Origin of the sequence: Constrictibacter sp. MBR-5 (genome assembly GCF_040549485.1) — a bacterium.
GTDB lineage: Bacteria > Pseudomonadota > Alphaproteobacteria > JAJUGE01 > JAJUGE01 > Constrictibacter.
Window position 1 is genome coordinate 132,638 of sequence record NZ_JBEPTK010000004.1, and the last position, 19,482, is coordinate 152,119.

Sequence of the window (19,482 nt, forward strand, 5' to 3'; positions counted from 1 at the left end):
AGCCTAACCCTGGTTCACGATGCGATCGGCGATCCGCTCCATCAGCCCGGTCATCGACGAGAGCATGAAGGGGATCAACGCCAGCGTTCCCGCGAACACGGCCAGGATCTTCGGCACGAACACCAGGGTCATCTCCTGGATCTGGGTCAGTGCCTGAAACAGCGAGATGGTCACGCCGACGACGAGGGCGATCACCATGAGCGGCGCCGACACCTGCATCGTGACGATGATCGCATCGCGGGAGACGTCGAGCACGTCGGCGGCATTCATCGGATCTTCACCATAACTCGCCGGATAAAAAAATACCTCGCGACCAGCGGCCGCGAGGCGTCAGATCGGCATGCGGATGATGTCCTGGTAAGCCTGGATGACCCGGTCGCGCACGGCCACGACGGTCTGGAGGCTGACCTCGGCATTGGTGACGGCGTTCACCACCTGCAGCAGGTCGGCTTCCTTGGCCGCCGCCTTCGCGGACAGCTGCTCGGCGCCGCGCAGTTCCTGCGCCGTGCTGCGGCCAGCGTCCTTGATCATCTCCGCGAAGCTGCTGCCGCCGCCCCGGGCTTCCATGCCCGGCGACGTACCGACTTTCGATGCGTTCGCGTATGCGCCCGCAGCGCTGAGGGGATTGATGGCCATCGGGGTTCCCTCGATCAGGTCCGGAGCATGTCGATCGTGCGCATCAGCATGGAGCGCGACGCGCTGAGCACGTTCAGGTTCGCCTCGTAGCTGCGCTGAGCCTCGCGCATATCCATGAGTTCGACCATCGGATTCACGTTCGGCAGGAGCATGTATCCATCGGCGTCCGCTGCCGGGTGCCCTGGATCGTAGCGCCGTTCGAACTCCGAGGAGTCGAGCCGAACGCGGTCGGCCTTGACCTCCTCGACACCCGATGCCCGATTGAGGTCGTTGCTGAAACTGACCACCTTGCGCTGATAGGGCTGACCGCCGGGGACTTGTGCGGTCGACTGCGCGTTGGCGAGGTTCTCCGCGATCACGCGCAGACGCGTGCCCTGAGCGCGCATGCCCGAGGCGGAGATCTGGAGCGACTTGACCAGGTCCATGGGCGGCCTCTCCCTTAGCCGTTCCGGCCGATCGCCGTGCGGAGCATCGAGACGTGCTTGCGGTAGAGATTGACCATCGCCTGATAGTCCATGCTCGTCTCGGACACCTTGCGCAGTTCGCCTTCGAGGTCGACGGCGTTGCCCGACAGCGTCACTGCCTCCCCGTCCTTCGTCCGCCGCTCGCCGTAACGGCTGGCCGGCGGATGCCCGGTTATATGCTTGGGGTCCGTCCGTTCCACGCCGACGGGACCGGCCGATCGCATCGCATCGTCGAATCGAAGCGGCTTCAGGTCCTGGGCGGCATAGTTGGGGGTGTCGGCGTTCGCGACGTTCTGCGCCAGAACGCGCTGGCGGTCGCCCAGCCAGTCCATCCGCCGTTCCAGCATGCCGAAGAGCTTGAAGCCGCCGAGGTCCATGGACCGATGAACACCTGTTTCCCGGAGCAGAGGTTGCAGTGTGCCGCATTCGCGCTAAAGAAAACGTTAACGCACCGCGAGGAGCCTGCTAGGGTGTTATCCGTGGTCCTCGCCGCAGGACTGCCTGGTTCGGGGGGAGGCGGCACAGCATGGCAGGGGCGGCAGGATGCTCTACCTGACCCGCAAGATCGGCGACTCAGTCGTGATCAACGGCGATATCGAGGTCACGGTGGTGGAGGTCCGCGGGCGCTCCGTCCGCCTGGGCTTCACCTTTCCGCCGGAAGCGACCGTATTGCGGCGTGAAATCTTCGATCGCGTCGAGGCGGAGAACCGCGCCGCGGCAGACGCCGGCCGCGCGCTTCTCGAATCCCTCGACGATCAGGAGTGACGTGCGCGCCGAAACGCGCACCGGCACACCTCAGACGGTCGTGTCCACCTTCTGCCCCTGAACGGCCTCACCCTTCGCGACGCCGACCATGGCGGCCCGAAGCAGCCTGCCGTTGAGGACGTAACCGGGCTGAAGCACCTGGGCGACGGTGCCCGCCGGCTGGCCGCTGTTCTCCACCTCGAACATCGCCTGATGCACGTTGGCGTCGAACCGCTCGCCCGGCTTCGGGTCGACGCGCTGGACGCCGTGCTTCTCGAACGCGGACAGCAGATCCTTCTCGACCAGTTCGACGCCGGCGATGAGATTGGCCACGTGCTGGTCGTCACGACGCGCCTCGGCCGGCACGCTGTCGATGCCGCGGCGCAGGTTGTCGGCCACGGCGAGCATGTCGCGCGCGAACCCGGCGGCGCCGTATTTCGCCGCCTCGTCGCGGTCGCGCTGGCCACGCCGGCGGACATTCTCGATCTCGGCCAAGGCCCGCAGATGCTGATCCTTCAGCCCGGCGATCTCGGCTTCCAGTTCGGCGATGCGCGACCCTTCCGGCGCATCGGGCTGCCCGTCCTGACGCTCCGCCGTCGCAGCGCCATCCTCGCGGACGTCGCCCTGCGCCGTGTTCGCCACCGGTTCCGCCGGATCCGGATTCATCTGCTCTTTCGACATCTTCTCTTCCTTGGACTGGCGTCAGCCGAGCAACCGCCCGACCACCTTCGCCGTATAGTCCACGACAGGGACGATACGGGCGTAATTCAATCGCGTCGGGCCGATCACGCCGATCGCACCGACGACGCGGCGTTGCTCGTCGCTGTACGGCGCCAGGATCATCGACCAGCCGGCATGGCCGAACAGCTCGTTCTCGGCCCCGATGAAGATCTGCACCCCCTGCCCCTGCTCGGCGGCATCGACGAGGCGCAGGAGGCTTTCCTTGGTCTCCAACGCATCGAACAGCGAACGGATCCGTTCGAGGTCCTCGATCGCGGTGACGTCGTCGAGGAGCTGTGCCTGGCCCCGAACGATCAGGGTACCGTGAGCGGCGTCGCCAGCCCATACCGCAAGCCCCCGCTCGACCACCGTCTGCGTCAGGGCGTCGATGGCCGCGCGGTGCTGCTCCAGCTCGCGCGAAATGTCGCCCCGCGCCTCGTCGAGGGTGCGCCCGACCAGCCGCGCCTGGAGATAGTTGGTCGCCTGAATCAGCGTCTCGGCCGGCAGGCCCGGCGGCAGGTCGATCACCCGATTCTCGACGTTGCCGCCCCTGTCCACCAGGATGACGAGGGCGCGGCCGTTGCCGATGTTCACGAACTCGATGTGGCTCATCTGCGTGCCGGCCTTCGGCGCCACGACAAGGCCCGCATGCCGCGACAGGCCCGCCAGCAGCGATCCCGCCTGCTCCAACGTCTGCGCGAAGCTCCGTCCCGTCGTGGCGCAACGCGCTTCGATGTCGCCGCGCTCCTGCTCGGTCAGGCTGCCGAGTTCGAGAAGACCGTCGACGAAGAGCCGCAGCCCGGCCTCCGTCGGCAGACGCCCGGCCGACGTGTGCGGCGAGTACAGCAATCCCAGATCCTGGAGGTCCGCCATCACATTGCGGATGGTCGCCGCGGAGAGCGTCGTCCCCAGCCGCTTCGAAAGAGTCCGAGATCCGACCGGCTCGCCAGTGTCGACATAGGCGTCGACGACCATGCGAAAGATTTCGCGCGACCGGTCGTTCAGGGTTGCGATGCTGGGCGACTGATTCAGCGGCATCTGCTGTTGGAGGGAAACGGCTTGTCCCTGGCCGGTGTCGAATGTAGGTGGCCCCGTCGGCGTCGTCAACGAATGCGGATGGACGCGTCGGCGCCCGCGGGCTAGGGTCCGCGCCCGCCCGACATCGAGACACAGGATAGACGCCATGCGGCCCTCCGGACGCGCAACCGACCAGTTGCGACAGGTATCGCTCGAAACCGGCGTGAACCGCTATGCGGAGGGCTCCTGCCTGGTCGCGTTCGGTCATACCAAGGTTCTGTGCACTGCGTCGGTCGAGGACCGCGTGCCGCCCTTCCTGCGCAACACCGGCAAGGGCTGGGTGACGGCGGAATACGGGATGCTGCCGCGCGCCACGCACACCCGCGGCGCCCGCGAGGCGGCGAAGGGGTCGCAGAGCGGCCGCACCCAGGAGATCCAGCGCCTGATCGGCCGGTCGCTGCGCGCCGTGACGAACATGGAGACGCTGGGCGAGATCCAGGTGCGCATCGACTGCGACGTGCTCCAGGCCGACGGCGGCACCCGCACCGCGGCGATCACCGGCAGCTACGTCGCGCTGCATCTCGCCTTCCAGCACATGATGAAGATCGGCGCCATCAAGGCGATGCCGCTGACCGACGAGGTCGCGGCCGTGTCGTGCGGCATCTATCAGGGCGAGGCGGTGCTCGACCTCGACTACGACGAGGACAGCAACGCCGAGGCCGACGCCAACTTCGTGCTCACCGGCAGCGGCGGCATCGTCGAGGTCCAGGGCACGGCCGAGCAGAAGCCCTTCTCGCACGCGGCCTTCCTGGCGCTGCTCGATCTCGCTGGCGCCGGCGTCGCCGACCTGGTCCAGCATCAGCGCCGGGCACTCGGCCTCGCCTGAGGCGGTTTCGGCCGCCGCCGCACCCCATATGCGGCGGATCGCAGCCAGGGGACCCGCATGCGGCGCCGCTTCACCGGCAACGACCTCGTCATCGCCAGCCACAATCCCGGCAAGGTCGTGGAAATCCGCGACCTGCTGAAGCCCTGGTCCGTTCAGGTGCGCTCCTCCGGCGAACTCGGCCTGCCGGAGCCCGAGGAGACGGGCACCACCTTCGTCGCCAATGCCGAACTGAAGGCGCGGGACGCCTCACTGCGATCCGGCCTGCCCGCCCTCGCCGACGACAGCGGCCTCGCCGTGCATGCGCTCGGCGGACAGCCCGGCATCTACTCCGCCCGGTGGGGCGGGCCGAGCAAGGACTTCGCCGCAGCGATGGCCCGTGTGCATCGCGAGCTGGGCGGCACGGCCGACCGATCGGCGCATTTCGTCAGCGCCCTGGCGCTCGCCTGGCCGGACGGCCATTGCGAGACGTTCGAGGGCCGGGTCGACGGCACCCTCGTCTGGCCGCCGCGCGGCAGCCGCGGCTTCGGCTACGACCCGATGTTCGTGGCCGACGGCCGCACGCTCACCTTCGGCGAGATGGAACCGGACGAGAAACACGCGATCAGCCACCGTGCCGACGCCTTCGCCAAGCTGATCGCCGGCTGCTTCGCGGATTGAGGCGCATGGCCGCAGGCTCCCCCAGCTTCGGCATCTACGTCCATTGGCCGTTCTGCCGGGCCAAGTGCCCCTATTGCGACTTCAACAGCCACGTCCGCGGCGGCATCGACGAGGCGCGCTGGCGCGACGGCCTGCTGCGCGAACTAGACCACTTCGCGAACGAGACGGCGGGCCGCACGGTCGACACCGTGTTCTTCGGCGGCGGCACGCCGTCTCTCATGGCGCCGGAGACCACCGCTGCGGTGCTGGAGCGCATCGCCGCGCGCTGGACGACGGCACCCGACATCGAGATCACGCTGGAGGCGAACCCGACCTCGGTCGAGGCGGCGCGCTTCGCCGCCCTCGCCCAGGCCGGCGTGAACCGGGTCTCGCTGGGCGTCCAGGCGCTCGACGACGATGCCCTGCGCTTCCTCGGCCGCGAACACGGTTCGGCCGAAGCGCTGGCGGCGGTCGAGACCGCCCGCCGTCATTTCGCACGCTGGTCGTTCGACCTGATCTACGCCCGCCCGGAGCAGTCGCTCGCCGCCTGGAAGGCCGAACTCGCCCGCGCGCTGGAGCATGTCGGCGACCATCTCTCGATCTACCAGCTGACCATCGAGCCCGGCACCGCCTTCGCCGCTCGTCACGCCCGCGGCGAACTCGCCATGCCCGACGAGGACATGGGCGCGGCCTTCTACGAGGAGACGCACGCGCTGCTCGATGCGGCGGGCCTGCCGGCCTACGAGATCTCCAACCACGCACGGCCCGGCGGCGAGTGCCGGCATAATCTCATCTACTGGAGCGGCGGCGACTGGCTCGGCGTCGGGCCCGGCGCCCACGGTCGTCTCACCGGATCCGACGGCGGCCGCATCGCGACCCGGCAGGCAAGGGCCCCCGATACCTGGCTCGCCCGTGTCGAAGCGGAGGGCCATGCCACGGTGGAGCGCAGCGCGATCGAACGCGGCGACGCCGCCGAGGAACTGCTGATGATGGGCCTGCGCCTCGCCCGTGGCGTGTCGCGGGACGATTACCGCCGCACCGCCGGTGTCGACCTGGAGGAGCGGCTCGATGCCGCCCGGTTGAACGCCCTGACCGAGGAGGATCTGATCACCCTCGACGCCGCCGGCCTCCGCTGCACCGCCGCCGGCCGCCAACGCCTCAACGCTGTGCTGGCGCACCTGCTGGGATCCGCCTGACGTCTATAGCGTAGCCGGGCGTCCCTTGGGACGAACGGGGGTCTGTTTCCAGTTGCGGATTCCTCCGCTGCGATGAAGGATGGCGCCTCCCCCGCACCGCCGCGGATCTTGGTCAGGAAGGCCGCCGCATGACCCTGTCGCACCGGGCGCAGACCGCCAGGCCCGTGCCGATGCTCGCAGGACGTGCCCTATTGGGGAATCTGCGCGACATGGCGGCGGCTCCCCATACCTTCCCGGCGCGGGCGCTCGCCGCGCACGGCGGTATCGTCGGCATGCGTGCAGGGCCACGCCGCATCGTGGCGCTGGGACGGCCGGACTATGCACGGCACGTGCTGGTGACACATCACGAGCGCTACCCGCGCGGGCGGATCAACCGCAATCTGGGCACGGTGATCGGCGACGGGCTGCTGGCGACCGAGGGGGATCTCTGGCTGGCCCGCAGGCGCCGGATACAGCCGGCCTTCCGGCCCGAGCGGCTGCAGGCGCTCGTGCGGTCGGTGAACCGGGTCCTGGATCCGATCCTCGACGGCTGGACCGACACCGCACGCGCGCACGGCAGCATCGACGCCATGCGCGAGGCCAAGCGCATCGCCATGCGCGTCATCGGGCGCGCCCTCCTGTCGCTCGACATCGATACCGGCAGCGCCGGCGCCTTCGCCGCGGCGGTGGATGCCAGCCTGATCCAGCTGGTCCGCCGGAACTGGTCGCTGCTCCAGCTGCCGCTGTGGGTGCCCGTGCCGATCAACCGCGCGCTCAACCGGACGCGGCGCACGCTCGACGCCTTCATCGGTGCGGAGGTGTCGCGGCGGCTCGACGACCCGGCCTATCGGCCCGACGACATGCTGACCGCGTTGCTCGCCGACCGCGGCGGGGCCGAGCCCTGGACGCGCGCGGCGCTGGTGAACGAGGCCAAGACGCTGTTCGTCGCCGGCTTCGAGACGACCGCGACGGCGCTGACCTGGACGCTTCACCTCCTGGCGGCGCATCCGGCGGTGGCCGAGGCGATGCACGCCGAGATCGAAGCGGCACTCGGCGGGCGGCACCCGGAAATGACGGACCTGCCGCGCCTGCCCTATGGCGCGGCCGTCGTGGAAGAGGCCATGCGCCTCTATCCGCCGGTCTACAATATCGGCCGGGAATGTACCGAAGACGACGAGATCGACGGCTGGGCGGTGCCGAAAGGCACCTCGATGCTGATCTCGATCTTCGCGATCCAGCGCAGCCCCGACTGGTGGGAGGCGCCGGAGACCTTCCGGCCCGAGCGTTTCCTCACGGCGGATGCGGCGCAGCGCCGGGCAGCCCTGCCCTACGCGGTCGGCAAGCATCAATGCATCGGCAGCCATTTCGCCAACATCGAACTGCTTCTCGTTCTGGCTCGGATCGTCCAGCGCTTCCGCCTCTCGCCCCGCGACGAGGTGCCCGTGGGGATGGCGGCGCGAACGACCCTGGTACCGGACCGCCCGGTCCAATTGCTCATGGAGGTACGTTCATGACCATCGGAACGGTCGAGCTTCCCGAGGGCGAGCCGCCTCATCCCGCCCTTCTCCTCCAGGCGAGGCCCGCCGCCGTGGCGTCGGATTCCGCAGTGGTCCTCGACACCGGCGACCCGCGGGCGGTCGCGGCGTACGAACGCGCCTTCTATGAAGCCTTTGCAGCGATCCGGCCGGACGGACTGTTGCGAAAGCTGTGGATCTGGGATGACGAGGCGGGGCGGCTCCGGTCGCCCGTCCCCTATGAAGACCAGATCGTGTACGCCGACCGGGGAAACGACGGATCCGTGCGCCGCGGCCTCGCGGTCAATATCGGCGGGCGGATGCAGCAGGCGGCGACTTTCGGCTTCGTGCTGCCGCTGGAGGAGCCGGGCAGCACGGAGATGCTGACCTTCTTTGCCGACGGCGATCACGAACTGGCACACCTGATCGCCTTCTGGGGCCGCTGCTGCCGCGACCTGCAGAGCCGCGGCATCGTCACCGGCTACGGCACGGCGGCGCGGCGTCCGCTGCCGGTCTATCGGCGCTTCGGCGCGCAGATCGTCGAGCGCGCCGAGATCGACGGCGAGATCCGCTTCCTCCTGCGTTTCGACCTACGGAAGACCTGGTTCGTGCGACGGACCGGCGAAGGCTGAGGCAAGGTGTTGCCGCCTGTTCTCGGACGCGATGTCCGTGTGGACTGAACTTCGCGCCCTCGCCTTAGTCGGCGTATGCGTCGCACTGCTCTGGCAGCCGGCCGTCGCCGCCGCGCAGGCACCCGGCGCGAGCGAGATCGTCGCGCGGGGTCGGATAGAGCCGCACGGCCGGGTTCGGGCGGTCCGCGGCCCGCCCGGGACCATCGTGCGCGAACTGAACGTGACGGAGGGCCAGCGGGTCGCCGCGGGCGCCGTCCTGGCGCGGCTCGATGGTTACGAGCAGGCGACGGTCGAGGCGGAGCTGGCCGGCGCGCGCCTCCGTCTCGCCCGGGCCGAACTGGAACAGCTGCTCGCCGGACCGAAGACGAGTGTTGCGGCGGCGCAGGCGGCGCTGATCGCGGCGCGCGAGGTGGAACTGGCCCAGGCCCGGCGGGAACTGGCACGGGCATCGTCCCTGGCACGGACCAGCGCCGTCTCCGTCTCCCAGCTCGAGACGCGCCGGGCCGACGTCGATCGGGCGGACCAGGCGCTGCGGCAGGCACGCCACGAGACGGCGGCGCTGTCCGAGGTGCGGCCGGTGGACGAGGCCGCCGCCCGCGCGCGCATCGCCGTGGAAGCGGCTGCGGTGCGCCGCGCCGAAGCGATCCTCGATCGCGCCCTGGTCCGGGCGCCGACGGACGGCAGCATCCTGTCGATCCAGGCCCGCCCCGGCGAGGCCGCCGACGAGGGGCTGCTCAGGCTCGGCGACCTGCGCCGGCTGATGGTGATCGCCGAGGTCGACGAGACGCGCGTATCGCAACTCGCGGCAGGCGATGCCGCACAGGTGTCTGCCCCCTTCCTGCCGTCGCCGCTTCCGGGACGGGTCGAGCGCGTCGAGGCCGAGATGTACCGCCAGCGGCGGCCGAGCTCGGACATCCTGGTCGGGCGCGACGCGCGCATCGTCGAGGTCGAGATCGCGGTCGACGGGACGCTGCCGCCGGTGATCGGCGCCGAGGTCACCGTGCGGCTGCGGCCGACGCCGCCCGCCCGCCGATGAGTGCCGCCTTCCCGTTCCTGCTGGCGCGCCGCCAGCTCCGCTTCCGGATCGGGACCGCGCTGGGGGCGCTGGCCGGCGTGACGGTGGCCATCGTGCTGATGTTCACCCAGGTCGGCTTCCGCAACGCACTCTACGACAGCGCCCTGCAGATCCCCGCCAACCTGGACGGCGACGTGTTCGTCGTCAGCCCATACTACGCCTCGATGACCTTCACCCCGCCCTGGTTCGCCCGCACCCTCCTGCACGAGGCCGAGGCGGTGCCGGGGGTGCGCGATGCCCGGGCGATGCACCTGTTCACGGCGCAGGTGCGGCTGCCGGAAAACGGTCGGCATCTGTCGGTCACCATCGTCGCCTTCGATCCCGCCCGTCCCGTCCTGCGCCTCCCCGAGATCGAGGCGGCCCTGCCGGCGCTCGGCCTGCCGCGGGCCGCGCTGCTCGACAGGCTGTCGCGCCACGACTATCGCCGCGTGGCGGAGGCGATCCGGCACGAGGGATCGGCCGAGGTCCTGCTGCATGCGCCGACGGCGACGCTGGCGCCGGTGATCGATCTGGTCGGCACCTTCGCCATGGGGCCGTCCTTCACCATCGACGGCATGATCGTCACCAGCGACCTCAATCTCTACCGCCTCGCCGGCATTCCGCTCGACCGTGTCTCGGTCGGCGTCGTGCGCGCCGAGCCCGGTACCGATCCGGTCGCCCTGGCGCGCATGATCGAGGAGCGCCTCGCCGGACGCGGCCGCGCATTCGCGCGCGCGGACTTCCTCGAACACGAGCGCGCCTACTACGCGACGCGCACGCCGATCGGCGTGATCTTCAACATCGGCCTGGGCGTCGGCGTGATCGTCGGCATGGTGTTCGTCGTCCAGGCGCTGCACGCGATGGTCAGCGCCAACGTCGGCGAGTATGCGGTACTGGTAGCGCTGGGCTACCGCCCCGCCTTCTTCGCCGCACTGGTGCTGCTGATCGCCGCGGCGATCGTGGCCGGCACCTTCCTGCCGGCGACCCTGATCGCGCTCGGCGTCTTCAACCTTGCCGCGGACGCGACGAGCCTGCGGCTGGAGATGGAGCCGGCCGACGTCGCGGCGGTGTTCGGCCTCGTGCTGCTGATGGCGGCGCTCGCGGCCTTCGTCGCCGTACGGCGACTCGGTCGCGTCGATCCACTGAGCCTGTTCGAATGACGCCGCCCATCCTGGCCGAGGGCCTGACCCATCGGTTCGGCGAGGGCCCCCACGCCCGCCGGGTGCTCGACGGTCTCGACCTGACCGTCGCGGCCGGAACGTTCGTGCTGGTCACCGGACCGTCCGGCTCGGGCAAGACCACGCTGTTGACCATCCTCGGCGGCCTGCGCACGCCGACCGCCGGCCGCGTCGAAATCCTGGGCGTCCCGGTCGGCACGGCGCGGCGTGCGGAGATCGCCCGGCTGCGGCGGCGCATCGGCTTCGTGTTTCAGCGCCACAACCTGCTGCGGCCGCTGACGGTGGTCGAGAATGTCGAGGCCGGCCTGCACGCGGCCGACGCCGACGGAAACGGCAGAGGCGGAAACGGCGGCATCCGCGCGCGGGCGCTCGCGATGCTGGAGGCGGTCGGCCTCGCGGCACACGCCCACGCCATGCCCGACCGCCTGTCCGGCGGCGAGCAGCAGCGCGTCGCCGTTGCGCGCGCGTTGGTCCGCCGTCCCGCCCTCGTCATCGCCGACGAACCCACAGCCTCCCTCGACCACGCCGCCGGACGGCTGGTCGTGGACCGGATGAAGAGCCTGTCCGCGCAGGTCGGCTGCAGCGTGGTGATGACCACCCACGACGACCGTCTCTACGCGTTCGCCGACCGCCGCATCCATCTGGAAGACGGCCGGATCGTGCCGCTCGCCACCCACGCAGGAGCCCAGACGTGACCGACAGGCCCGCCTTCACCGAGCGTCCGTGGCCGCCCATCCGCAACGCCGTGGTCGGCAGCCTGTCGATGCATCGGCCACATACCGCCTACGGCACCACCGAGGTCGACGTGACCAGGGCGACCGCCGCCATCGCGGCGATCCGGCGCCGCACGAAAGTGCCGGTCTCGTTCCACGCATTCGTCCTCCACTGCGTCGCCCGGGCGGCCGCGGCGCAGCCGGACGCCATCACCGTGCGGCGTGGCGGCAAGCTGATCACCTTCCGCGATGCGGACGTGGCGACGGCGCTGGACCGGTCGGTGGCGGGCGCCGGGCGTGTCGCCGTCGGCTGTACGGTGCGGGGCGCCCAGGCGAAGAGCCTCGCCCAGATCGACGCCGAACTGCGCGCAGCGATGCGACGCGATCCGATGGACGACCCCGACGTGCGGAGGCGCCGGCGCTTCGCCGCGATGCCCGCCGTGGTGCGTGCCCTCACCTACTGGCGGATGCGGCGCGACCCGTTCATGGCGCAACGCTTCATGGGCACGATCGGCGTCACGAGCCTGCGCCACCCGATGATGACCCGCCCGTTCTTCGCCTTTCCGCCGAACCTCTTCACCGTGACGATCGCCGCCGGCGGCCAGTTCACGCGCCACGATCCCGACGGCACGCCGCGGCGCATCCTGTGCCTCGCGATGGGCATGGACCACGCGATCATGGACGGCATGGCCGCGACGCGCTTCTCGATCGCGCTGATCGGCAACCTGGAAAGCGCGCTCGGCCTCGACGAGACCTTCGGGGCCGAGCTCTAGGCTCAGTCCTTCTTCGGCGGCAGCGCCTGCCGGATGTGCAGCTCGCGCATCCGCGCCTCGTCCACCGTGGCCGGGGCGCCCATCATCAGGTCCTCGGCCCTCTGGGTCATCGGGAAGGTGATGACCTCGCGGATGTTCGGCTCGTCGGCCAGCAGCATGACGATGCGGTCGATGCCCGGCGCCGAGCCGCCGTGCGGCGGCGCGCCCAGCTTGAACGCCGCCAGCATGCCGCCGAACCGCTCCTCGACCTCCTGCGCGCCGTAACCGGCGATCTCGAAGGCCTTGTACATGACCTCCGGCAGGTGGTTCCGGATGGCGCCCGACGAGAGTTCCACGCCGTTGCAGACGATGTCGTACTGGAAGGCCTTGATCGTGAGCGGATCCTTGGTATTCAGCGCCTCCAGCCCGCCCTGCGGCATCGAGAACGGATTGTGGCTGAACTCGATCTTCCCCGTCTTGTCGTCCAGCTCGTACATCGGGAAGTCGGTGATCCAGCAGAAGCGGAACGTGTCCTTCTCCAGCAGGTCGAGCTCACGGCCGATGCGGTCGCGCGCCAGTCCGGCCAGCTTCGCCGCCGCCGGCGCCTTGTCGCAGGCGAAGAAGACGGCGTCGCCCGCCCCCGCGCCCGTGGCGGTGCGCAGCGCCGCCAGGCGGTCTTCGTCCAGGAACTTCGCGATCGGGCCGCGTGCCTCGTTCTCGGCCAGGATGACGTAGCCGAGGCCGGGCGCCCCCTCGCCGCGCGCCCAGTCGTTCAGCTTGTCGAAGAAGCTGCGCGGCCGCGCGCCGGCGCCGGGTGCGGGAATGGCGCGCACGACCGAGCCCTTCTCCACCGCGTTGGCGAAGACCGAGAAGCCGGAGCCGCGGAACACGTCGCTGACGTCGGCGATGACGATCGGGTTGCGCAGGTCCGGCTTGTCGTTGCCGTATTTCAGCATCGATTCGTCGAACGGGATGCGCGGGAACGGGCACGGGGTGACCGTGCGGCCCCGCCCGAACTCCTCGAACACGCCGTGCAGCACGGGTTCGACGGCGGCGAACACATCCTCCTGGGTGACGAACGACATCTCCAGGTCGAGCTGGTAGAACTCGCCCGGCGAGCGATCGGCGCGGGCGTCCTCGTCGCGGAAGCAGGGCGCGATCTGGAAATAGCGGTCGAAGCCGGCGACCATCAGCAGCTGCTTGAACTGCTGCGGCGCCTGGGGCAGCGCGTAGAACTTGCCGGGGTGCAGGCGCGACGGCACCAGGAAGTCGCGCGCACCCTCCGGGCTGGTCGCGGTCAGGATCGGCGTCTGGAACTCGCGGAAGCCCTGGTCCGTCATCCGCCGGCGGATGCTCGTGATCACGTCGCTACGCAGCGCGATGTTGCGCTGCATCTTCTCGCGGCGCAGGTCGAGGAAGCGGTAGCGCAGCCGCACCTCCTCGCCATAGTCCTCGTCCGAATTCACCTGCAGCGGCAGCGGATCGGCCAGCGAGATGACCGAGACGTGCTCGACCTGGATCTCGATGCCGCCGGTCGGCAGCTTCGCGTTCACCGTCTCCGGCGAACGCGCGGTGCACGTGCCGGTGATCGTGACGACGCTCTCGTTCCGCGCCTCGTCGAGCGGCCGGAACGCCTCGACCTTGGAACTGTCGACGACGCACTGGGTCAGGCCGTAATGATCGCGCAGGTCGACGAACAGCAGGTGCCCGTGGTCGCGCTTGCGGTGAATCCAGCCGGAGACCCGCACGGTCTGGCCGACATCGGCCGGACGAAGGGCTCCGCAGGTGTGCGAGCGATAGGCGTGCATCGTTTCTGCCTCGGACAGCGTCGGCGCTGTAGTCTATCCCGGAAAACGCGGCAAAGGGCATGCGCACGCGGCGATTGTCAAGCCGCGGCAATGGATGCGTCCGGCCGCGGCTGCCGTGCTCGACGCAAGGCGGCTTCCTTCATAGGCTTCGCGGCGAGAGGGAGACACGGTCGTGCCGCAGGAAACCGCCTGGCAGTTCCATCTGGCACCGTTGGACGTGCCGTCGCCGTGTCACGGCACCGCGTGGACGATCGGCAGCGCCTTCGACCTGCCGATGCCCGGGGGTTGGCGGTTGCATTGGCACGTTTCGTCCCTCGCCGCCGGCGCCGTGCCGCATCCGCGGCACCGCCATCCCGACGAGGAGCTGATCGTCCCGCTGTGCGCGCCGCTCGATATCGTCCGCGAGGCGGATGTCCTGCTTTTGCAGCCGGGCGACGCGGCCTTCCATCCCTCCGAATGCCTGCACACGCTGCAGGCCGGCGAACGGCGGGCCACCTATGTCGTGCTGCGATGGCGGAAGGAGCATGCCGAAGGAGCGCCGGCCGACGACGGGAGCATGGTCACCGATGCGGCTGCGGCAACGCCCGACCCGGTGGCACCTGGCTGGCTCCGGACAGTCCTGATCGACCGGCCGACACGCTTCCTCTCGCGCCTCCGCGTCCACCGGACCGAGATGGCCGCGGGGTGCGGCTACGGCTGGCACGAGGACGACCACGACCTCGCCATCGTCCTGGTACGGGGTACAGTCGTCAGCATGACCCGGCGCATCGCCGCGCCGGCGATCCTGCTGCATCGGGCGGGAAGCCTTCACGATATACGGTGCGAAGGCCCGGAAGGCGCCTGCTGGTTCGCCGTGGAACTGCACCGGGCAGCTTGAGCAACATGTACCGATACCGCGCCTTCGGCCTCGACATCGCGAGCGCCATCGAGTGTCCCGAACTCCCGGACGGCGATGCCGGTCCGGCCGACCTCACCATTTCCCTCGGAGAGGTTCCCGCCAAACTCGGTCCCGCGGCGGTGCACGGCCACAAGTTCGAGGCTGTCGGCCAGACGATGCTGCTGAAGACCATCCGGATCGCCGACTTCCTCCTCACCGGCGGTCGCGAGATGCGGGTGATGCCGAAGCCGGCGGCCGTACCGGCGCATGTCCGTGCCTTCATGCTGGGTTGGGCAATGGGGGCCGTGCTGCAGCAGCGCGGGCGGGTCGGCCTGCACGGCAGTGCCGTCGCCACGCCGCACGGTGCGCAGGTGTTCTGTGGTCCGTCGGGGACCGGCAAGTCGACGCTCGCGCACCTGTTCGCGGCGCGGGGCTATCCGATTCTCGATGACAACATAGCCGCGCTGTCCCAGGCGGCAGGTCGCGCCCGGGTTGAGCCGGGAGTGCGCAGCCTGCGGCTGTGGGACGACGCCATAGAGGCCTATCCGTCGGCATGGGAAGGCCGTGAAAGCGTTCCCAATACCGAGCGCAAGTTCACGATGATGCCCCCGGCGGACCGCATTCAGGAAACGGCGCTGCCGCTCGCGACCGTCCATGTGCTCCAGCGCGGCGCCCCGTGCTTCGCGGTGGAACCGGTGCGCGGCGCGGCGCGCTACGCCATGCTGCGGCAACAGGTCTTCTGCCCGCATTTCCTGCCCGGAACCGGCGCCTCGGCAGCGATTACAAACGCGCTGATCGCGCTTGCCGATCGGACACCGGTCGTGCGAGTGAGGATTCCGGACGGCCTCGGGGCAGCGGACCTGGCGGACAGGCTTTCCGCCGCATGGCCGGCGAGGCGGGAGGCGGTCGCATGACGGGGACAGACGCGGAGGGTTCGTTGGACGCGGACACGCGCATCGTTCGGAACGACAGGTTCGTCTTCGGCGTGATCGACGGCGAGGCCGTGATCATCGATACCGACGGCGGGAAGTATCTGAACGTCAACCGAACCGGCACGCGCATCCTCGACCTGATCGCCGAACCCGTGCGGTTCGGGGATCTCTGCGGCGCGCTCACGACCCGGTATGCGATCGACCGGGAAGCCTGCGAGCGTGACGTGCGCAGCTTCCTGCTCGATCTTTCGGGACGCGGCATCGTCGCCCTCGACCCACAGATCGAAGCATGAGATCGCACCTCGCACACGGCGCTTGACAGCGCCGTCGCAGCCCCCGTACTGAACAAAAGCTTCCTTCTGGAGTCGGGTCATGCAGCAGGTTTCGCCGACGAGCACGACAACCGAAGCGCTCGAAGAGTGGGAGCCGCCGGCCGTGACCGAGTATCTCATCGCCGAGGTGTCGGACGCCACGTTCGTGGCGGGCGGCGCCGACGGCGGAATATACAGCTAGTCTGCGTCTTCGACCGGCGGTAAGGCGGACCGACCGGTGAGCCCGTCGGTTCTGATCGCCTGGGAACTGGGTGGCGGATACGGCCACCACTACCGGATAACGGCTTTGGCGGACGCCTGCCGGCGCATGGGTGCGTCGGCGGCGATCGCGGCAGTCGGCGGCAGTCGACGGCTGGAGCCGATGGGCGAGGACCATCCGGTCCTAGAGGCACCGGTGATGGTGCCGCCGCCGCGCCGCTTTCCCCTCTCACTGTCCTATGCCGGCAACCTGCTGCGCAATGGCTGGTGGCATTCGGATACGCTGATCGGCGCCGTGCGCGGGTGGCTCGACCTGTTCGAGACGGCGCGCCCTGACCGCTTGATCGCCGAGCACGCGCCGGCGGCGGTCGTCGCGGCGCGGATCGCCGGGCTGCCCTGCACGATGGTCGGCACCGGGTTCACCGTGCCGCCGGAGGCCTCGCCGTTACCGAGCCTACATCCGTGGCTCGCGGTTCCGACATCGGTCCTGGAACGGACAGAGCACGACTTTCTCGACGCAATCGCCCCGCTCTGTGCCACGTACGGCTTCGCGCCGCCGCGGACTGCGTCCGACCTCTTCCGCCGTGCCGACCGCCTCGCGTGCTGCGATCCGGAGACAGATCACTACGCCGCCGCCCAACGCTCGTCCTGGATGGGCCCCGTCCTGGAGGGCGCAACGGGCGCAGCCGCGCAGACGGCGCCCGACATCTTCGTCTACCTCAAGGCCGGGAACCGCTTTCTCGAACCGATGTTGACCGCCGTCGCCGCGACGGGCCGCCCGGCGCTCGCCCACATCCCCGGGATGCAGCCGGCCGATCGTGCGCGGCATGCCTCCGCCACGCTGACGATCTCGGAGCAGCCTGTCGATCTCTCGACCGTGGCGCCGTCGTGCAGGCTCGCCGTCACCGACGGCGGGTTCAACACCGCGGCGTTCTTCCTGGCGGCGGGCGTGCCGCTGCTCTGCTGCCCGGGATGGCTTGAGCAGGCATGCCTCGCCTGGCAGTTGGCGACGCGCGGACTGGCGCGAACCTTCAACTTCACGACCGCCGCACCTCACTGCGCCGAAGGTCTGGCCGCCGCGCTGGCGGACGATGCGATGGCCGAAGCGGTGAAGGCGTTCGCGAACCGGCGTCCGCCGCGGAACGTCGCTGCCGACATCGCCGCGCGCGTGCTGGGCGCAGTGCCGGCGGAGGCCCGGACCGCCGCATATGCCTGAGGAACCGCCGCTGCCGCCGCCGACCGCCGTGCGGATCGATGCCGCCGCGGGCTGCCAGCTGCGCTGTCCGCTCTGCCCCGTGACCACCGGCGCCACCCATGCGGTGATCGGCACCGGCGCCTTGAAGGCGCAGGCCTTCGAATCATTTCTCGACGCGAACCCTTCCGTGCGACTGGTCGAACTGGCGAACAGCGGTGAGGCGGTGCTGAACACGGCCCTGCCCGAGATCCTCCGCATCGCCCGGGACCGCGGCGTCACCACCCGCTTCGACCAGGGCGTCAACCTGAACCATGTCGCGGCGGACGCGCTGGAGGCCATGGTCACCTGCGGCACCGACCGCGTCCGGGTGTCCATCGACGGCGCCACCCAGGCGACCTACGGGCGCTATCGCGTGCGGGGCGATCTCAGGCGGGTCCTGCGACACGTCCAGATCCTGAACGGCTTCAAGCGGCAGCACGGATCGACCACGCCGGAACTGGTGCTGCAGTTCATCGTCTTCGGCCACAACGAGCACGAGTTGGACGCGATCGAACTGATGGCGCGCGCCTTGGGGATGCGCCTGGAACTGCGGCTGAACTGGTCGACGGAGATGTTTCCCGTCTCGGACCGCGACGCGCTGCGCGCCCGTATAGGCGCCGCCGACCGCGCGGAGCACCGCAGCAGGACGGGCCGCCACTATTCCGCCTCCCAGTGCCTTCACCTGTGGCACGCGCCGCAGATCAACTGGGACGGCAAGCTGCTCGGCTGCGGACGCAATCGCTGGGGAGCATTCGCCGACGATGCGCTCGGGCCACGATTCCAGGACGCCTTCAACGGCGCGGCAATCGCCCATGCCCGGGACGTCGTCCGCGGTCGGGCGGCACCGCGCGAGGACACGCCCTGCCGGCGGTGCGGCGTATATGCCGCGATGACGGCCGACGGACGCTATCTCACCGACGAGGACGTCGCCCAAGGCGCCGAGGGCGTCTGGGCCTGATCAGGCCGCCATCCGCTCCTGGCCGCGCACAGCCTTCGCCAGCGCATCCGTCACCACGTCCACGCCGGCACCCGGGCGGTGTGCGTTCTCCGACAGGTGACGGCGCCAAGCGCGCGCGCCGGGCCGTCCCTGGAACAGGCCCAGCATGTGCCGGGTGATCGCCGAGAGCCGGGTCCCCGCGGACAGTTCCGCCGCGATGTAGGGGAGCATCGCCTCCACCACAGCCTCCCGTTCCGGCGCCGGCGCCGGCTCGCCGTGAAAACGCTGGTCGACGCCCGCCAGGATGTACGGGTTCTGATAGGCGGCACGGCCGATCATCACCCCGTCGACGTGCGCCGCCTGCGCCTCGGCCGCGTCCAGGTCGAGGACGCCGCCGTTGATGTCGATCCGCAGGTCCGGCCGCTCCGCCTTCAGCCGGTGCACGTCGGCATAGCGCAGCGGCGGCACCTCGCGGTTCTGCTTGGGGCTCAGGCCCTGCAGCCACGCCTTGCGCGCATGCACGACGAAATGATCGCAGCCGGCTTCCGCGACGATGTCGACGAAACGGCGCAGGTCCTCGTAAGCGTCGCGGTCGTCGATGCCGATGCGGCACTTCACGGTGACGGGCAGCGCCGTGACGGCGCGCATCGCGGCTATGCCGCGCGCCACCAAGTCCGGCTCGCCCATCAGGCAGGCGCCGAACGTCCCGCGCTGCACCCGGTCGGACGGACAGCCGCAGTTCAGGTTGAAGCCGTCATAGCCGTAGCCTTCGCCGATCCGCACCGCCTCGGCCAGATCCGCCGGATCGCTGCCGCCCAGCTGCAGCACCACCGGCTGCTCCTCGGCGTGCCGGCCGAGCAGCCGGTCGCGGTCGCCGTGAAGCACGGCGCCGGTCGTCACCATCTCGGTATAAAGCACCGCATGCCGGCTGAGACGGCGATGGAAGAACCGGCAATGCCGGTCCGTCCAGTCCATCATCGGCGCTACGGAAATCGTCGGTGCGTTCATCCTCGGTCGGCTCGGCACTCTCGTGTGGCTGCGGC

24 protein-coding genes are annotated in these 19,482 nt (G+C 69.9%); 16 read left to right on the forward strand and 8 right to left on the reverse strand.

Going from position 1 to position 19,482, the window contains the following annotated elements; translation table 11 throughout:
* Positions 1-3 precede the first annotated feature (3 nt).
* The 4 genes from fliQ to flgB are packed head-to-tail and all read right to left on the reverse strand — an operon-like array spanning position 4 to position 1,477.
* A complete protein-coding gene (fliQ, locus tag ABIE65_RS10615) occupies positions 4-270 on the reverse strand; it encodes a flagellar biosynthesis protein FliQ (RefSeq protein WP_354077583.1) in 267 nt (88 codons plus the stop codon).
* Positions 271-330: 60 nt separating this feature from the next.
* Positions 331-636, reverse strand: a complete 306-nt coding sequence (gene fliE / locus ABIE65_RS10620; protein ID WP_354077584.1) for a flagellar hook-basal body complex protein FliE — start codon at positions 634-636, stop codon at positions 331-333.
* Between the two features lie 14 nt (positions 637-650).
* Entirely contained in the window at positions 651-1,061 is a 411-nt protein-coding gene (gene flgC, locus ABIE65_RS10625; protein WP_354077585.1) for a flagellar basal body rod protein FlgC, read from the reverse strand.
* 14 nt (positions 1,062-1,075) lie between these two features.
* Positions 1,076-1,477, reverse strand: coding sequence for a flagellar basal body rod protein FlgB (gene flgB, locus ABIE65_RS10630; protein ID WP_354077586.1), 402 nt, complete (start codon positions 1,475-1,477; stop codon positions 1,076-1,078).
* 166 nt (positions 1,478-1,643) lie between these two features.
* Here flgB and ABIE65_RS10635 point away from each other — a divergent pair, with 166 nt between their 5' ends.
* Entirely contained in the window at positions 1,644-1,865 is a 222-nt protein-coding gene (locus tag ABIE65_RS10635) for a carbon storage regulator (protein WP_354077588.1), read from the forward strand.
* Positions 1,866-1,895: 30 nt separating this feature from the next.
* Here the strand turns inward: ABIE65_RS10635 and grpE are convergent, their stop codons facing one another.
* The gene (gene grpE / locus ABIE65_RS10640) at positions 1,896-2,525 is read right to left on the reverse strand and encodes a nucleotide exchange factor GrpE (protein WP_354077589.1); all 630 of its coding nucleotides are present in this window, start codon (positions 2,523-2,525) and stop codon (positions 1,896-1,898) included.
* Between the two features lie 21 nt (positions 2,526-2,546).
* Positions 2,547-3,602, reverse strand: a complete 1,056-nt coding sequence (gene hrcA / locus ABIE65_RS10645; protein ID WP_354077591.1) for a heat-inducible transcriptional repressor HrcA — start codon at positions 3,600-3,602, stop codon at positions 2,547-2,549.
* 145 nt (positions 3,603-3,747) lie between these two features.
* On the opposite strand from hrcA, the gene rph reads away from it, so the two are divergent.
* The 9 genes from rph (at position 3,748) to ABIE65_RS10690 (ending at position 12,142) form a co-directional block, all read left to right on the forward strand.
* Entirely contained in the window at positions 3,748-4,467 is a 720-nt protein-coding gene (gene rph / locus ABIE65_RS10650; protein ID WP_354077593.1) for a ribonuclease PH, read from the forward strand.
* Between the two features lie 57 nt (positions 4,468-4,524).
* Positions 4,525-5,124, forward strand: coding sequence for an RdgB/HAM1 family non-canonical purine NTP pyrophosphatase (gene rdgB, locus ABIE65_RS10655; protein ID WP_354077595.1), 600 nt, complete (start codon positions 4,525-4,527; stop codon positions 5,122-5,124).
* A 5-nt stretch (positions 5,125-5,129) separates the two neighbouring features.
* Positions 5,130-6,299, forward strand: coding sequence for a radical SAM family heme chaperone HemW (gene hemW / locus ABIE65_RS10660; protein ID WP_354077597.1), 1,170 nt, complete (start codon positions 5,130-5,132; stop codon positions 6,297-6,299).
* A gap of 128 nt (positions 6,300-6,427) precedes the next feature.
* A complete protein-coding gene (locus ABIE65_RS10665; protein WP_354077599.1) occupies positions 6,428-7,792 on the forward strand; it encodes a cytochrome P450 in 1,365 nt (454 codons plus the stop codon).
* Positions 7,789-8,424 carry a hypothetical protein gene (locus tag ABIE65_RS10670; RefSeq protein WP_354077601.1) on the forward strand — a complete coding sequence of 212 codons (636 nt, stop codon included), beginning with the start codon at positions 7,789-7,791 and terminating at the stop codon, positions 8,422-8,424. Before ABIE65_RS10665 ends, ABIE65_RS10670 begins: the two co-directional genes overlap by 4 nt.
* A 37-nt stretch (positions 8,425-8,461) precedes the next feature.
* Positions 8,462-9,460 carry an efflux RND transporter periplasmic adaptor subunit gene (locus ABIE65_RS10675; protein ID WP_354077603.1) on the forward strand — a complete coding sequence of 333 codons (999 nt, stop codon included), beginning with the start codon at positions 8,462-8,464 and terminating at the stop codon, positions 9,458-9,460.
* Complete coding sequence (locus tag ABIE65_RS10680; RefSeq protein ID WP_354077604.1) at positions 9,457-10,638, forward strand: FtsX-like permease family protein; 1,182 nt, start codon at positions 9,457-9,459, stop codon at positions 10,636-10,638. The genes ABIE65_RS10675 and ABIE65_RS10680 overlap by 4 nt, the downstream gene beginning before the upstream one ends.
* On the forward strand, positions 10,635-11,351 hold the full coding sequence (locus ABIE65_RS10685; protein ID WP_354077605.1) for an ABC transporter ATP-binding protein: 717 nt from the start codon (positions 10,635-10,637) through the stop codon (positions 11,349-11,351). The genes ABIE65_RS10680 and ABIE65_RS10685 overlap by 4 nt, the downstream gene beginning before the upstream one ends.
* Entirely contained in the window at positions 11,348-12,142 is a 795-nt protein-coding gene (locus ABIE65_RS10690; RefSeq protein ID WP_354077607.1) for a hypothetical protein, read from the forward strand. The genes ABIE65_RS10685 and ABIE65_RS10690 overlap by 4 nt, the downstream gene beginning before the upstream one ends.
* 2 nt (positions 12,143-12,144) lie before the next feature.
* On the opposite strand, the gene aspS is transcribed toward ABIE65_RS10690, so the two are convergent.
* Positions 12,145-13,929, reverse strand: a complete 1,785-nt coding sequence (gene aspS / locus ABIE65_RS10695; protein WP_354077608.1) for an aspartate--tRNA ligase — start codon at positions 13,927-13,929, stop codon at positions 12,145-12,147.
* A gap of 172 nt (positions 13,930-14,101) precedes the next feature.
* Here aspS and ABIE65_RS10700 point away from each other — a divergent pair, with 172 nt between their 5' ends.
* The 6 genes from ABIE65_RS10700 (at position 14,102) to ABIE65_RS10725 (ending at position 18,460) form a co-directional block, all read left to right on the forward strand.
* Positions 14,102-14,806, forward strand: coding sequence for a hypothetical protein (locus ABIE65_RS10700; RefSeq protein ID WP_354077609.1), 705 nt, complete (start codon positions 14,102-14,104; stop codon positions 14,804-14,806).
* 176 nt (positions 14,807-14,982) lie between these two features.
* Positions 14,983-15,720 carry a putative GTPase gene (locus tag ABIE65_RS10705; RefSeq protein WP_354077610.1) on the forward strand — a complete coding sequence of 246 codons (738 nt, stop codon included), beginning with the start codon at positions 14,983-14,985 and terminating at the stop codon, positions 15,718-15,720.
* Positions 15,717-16,031 (forward strand): PqqD family peptide modification chaperone, encoded by a 315-nt coding sequence (locus ABIE65_RS10710; protein WP_354077611.1) that lies wholly within the window; start codon positions 15,717-15,719, stop codon positions 16,029-16,031. Before ABIE65_RS10705 ends, ABIE65_RS10710 begins: the two co-directional genes overlap by 4 nt.
* Positions 16,032-16,110: 79 nt before the next feature.
* Positions 16,111-16,251, forward strand: a complete 141-nt coding sequence (locus ABIE65_RS10715; protein ID WP_354077612.1) for a hypothetical protein — start codon at positions 16,111-16,113, stop codon at positions 16,249-16,251.
* A 36-nt stretch (positions 16,252-16,287) separates the two neighbouring features.
* Positions 16,288-17,484, forward strand: a complete 1,197-nt coding sequence (locus tag ABIE65_RS10720; protein ID WP_354077614.1) for a glycosyltransferase — start codon at positions 16,288-16,290, stop codon at positions 17,482-17,484.
* Positions 17,477-18,460 (forward strand): radical SAM/SPASM domain-containing protein, encoded by a 984-nt coding sequence (locus tag ABIE65_RS10725; RefSeq protein ID WP_354077615.1) that lies wholly within the window; start codon positions 17,477-17,479, stop codon positions 18,458-18,460. Before ABIE65_RS10720 ends, ABIE65_RS10725 begins: the two co-directional genes overlap by 8 nt.
* On the opposite strand, the gene dusA is transcribed toward ABIE65_RS10725, so the two are convergent.
* Positions 18,461-19,447: a tRNA dihydrouridine(20/20a) synthase DusA gene (gene dusA, locus ABIE65_RS10730; protein ID WP_354077617.1), complete on the reverse strand. Its 987-nt coding sequence runs from the start codon at positions 19,445-19,447 to the stop codon at positions 18,461-18,463.
* Between the last annotated feature and the right edge of the window lie 35 nt (positions 19,448-19,482).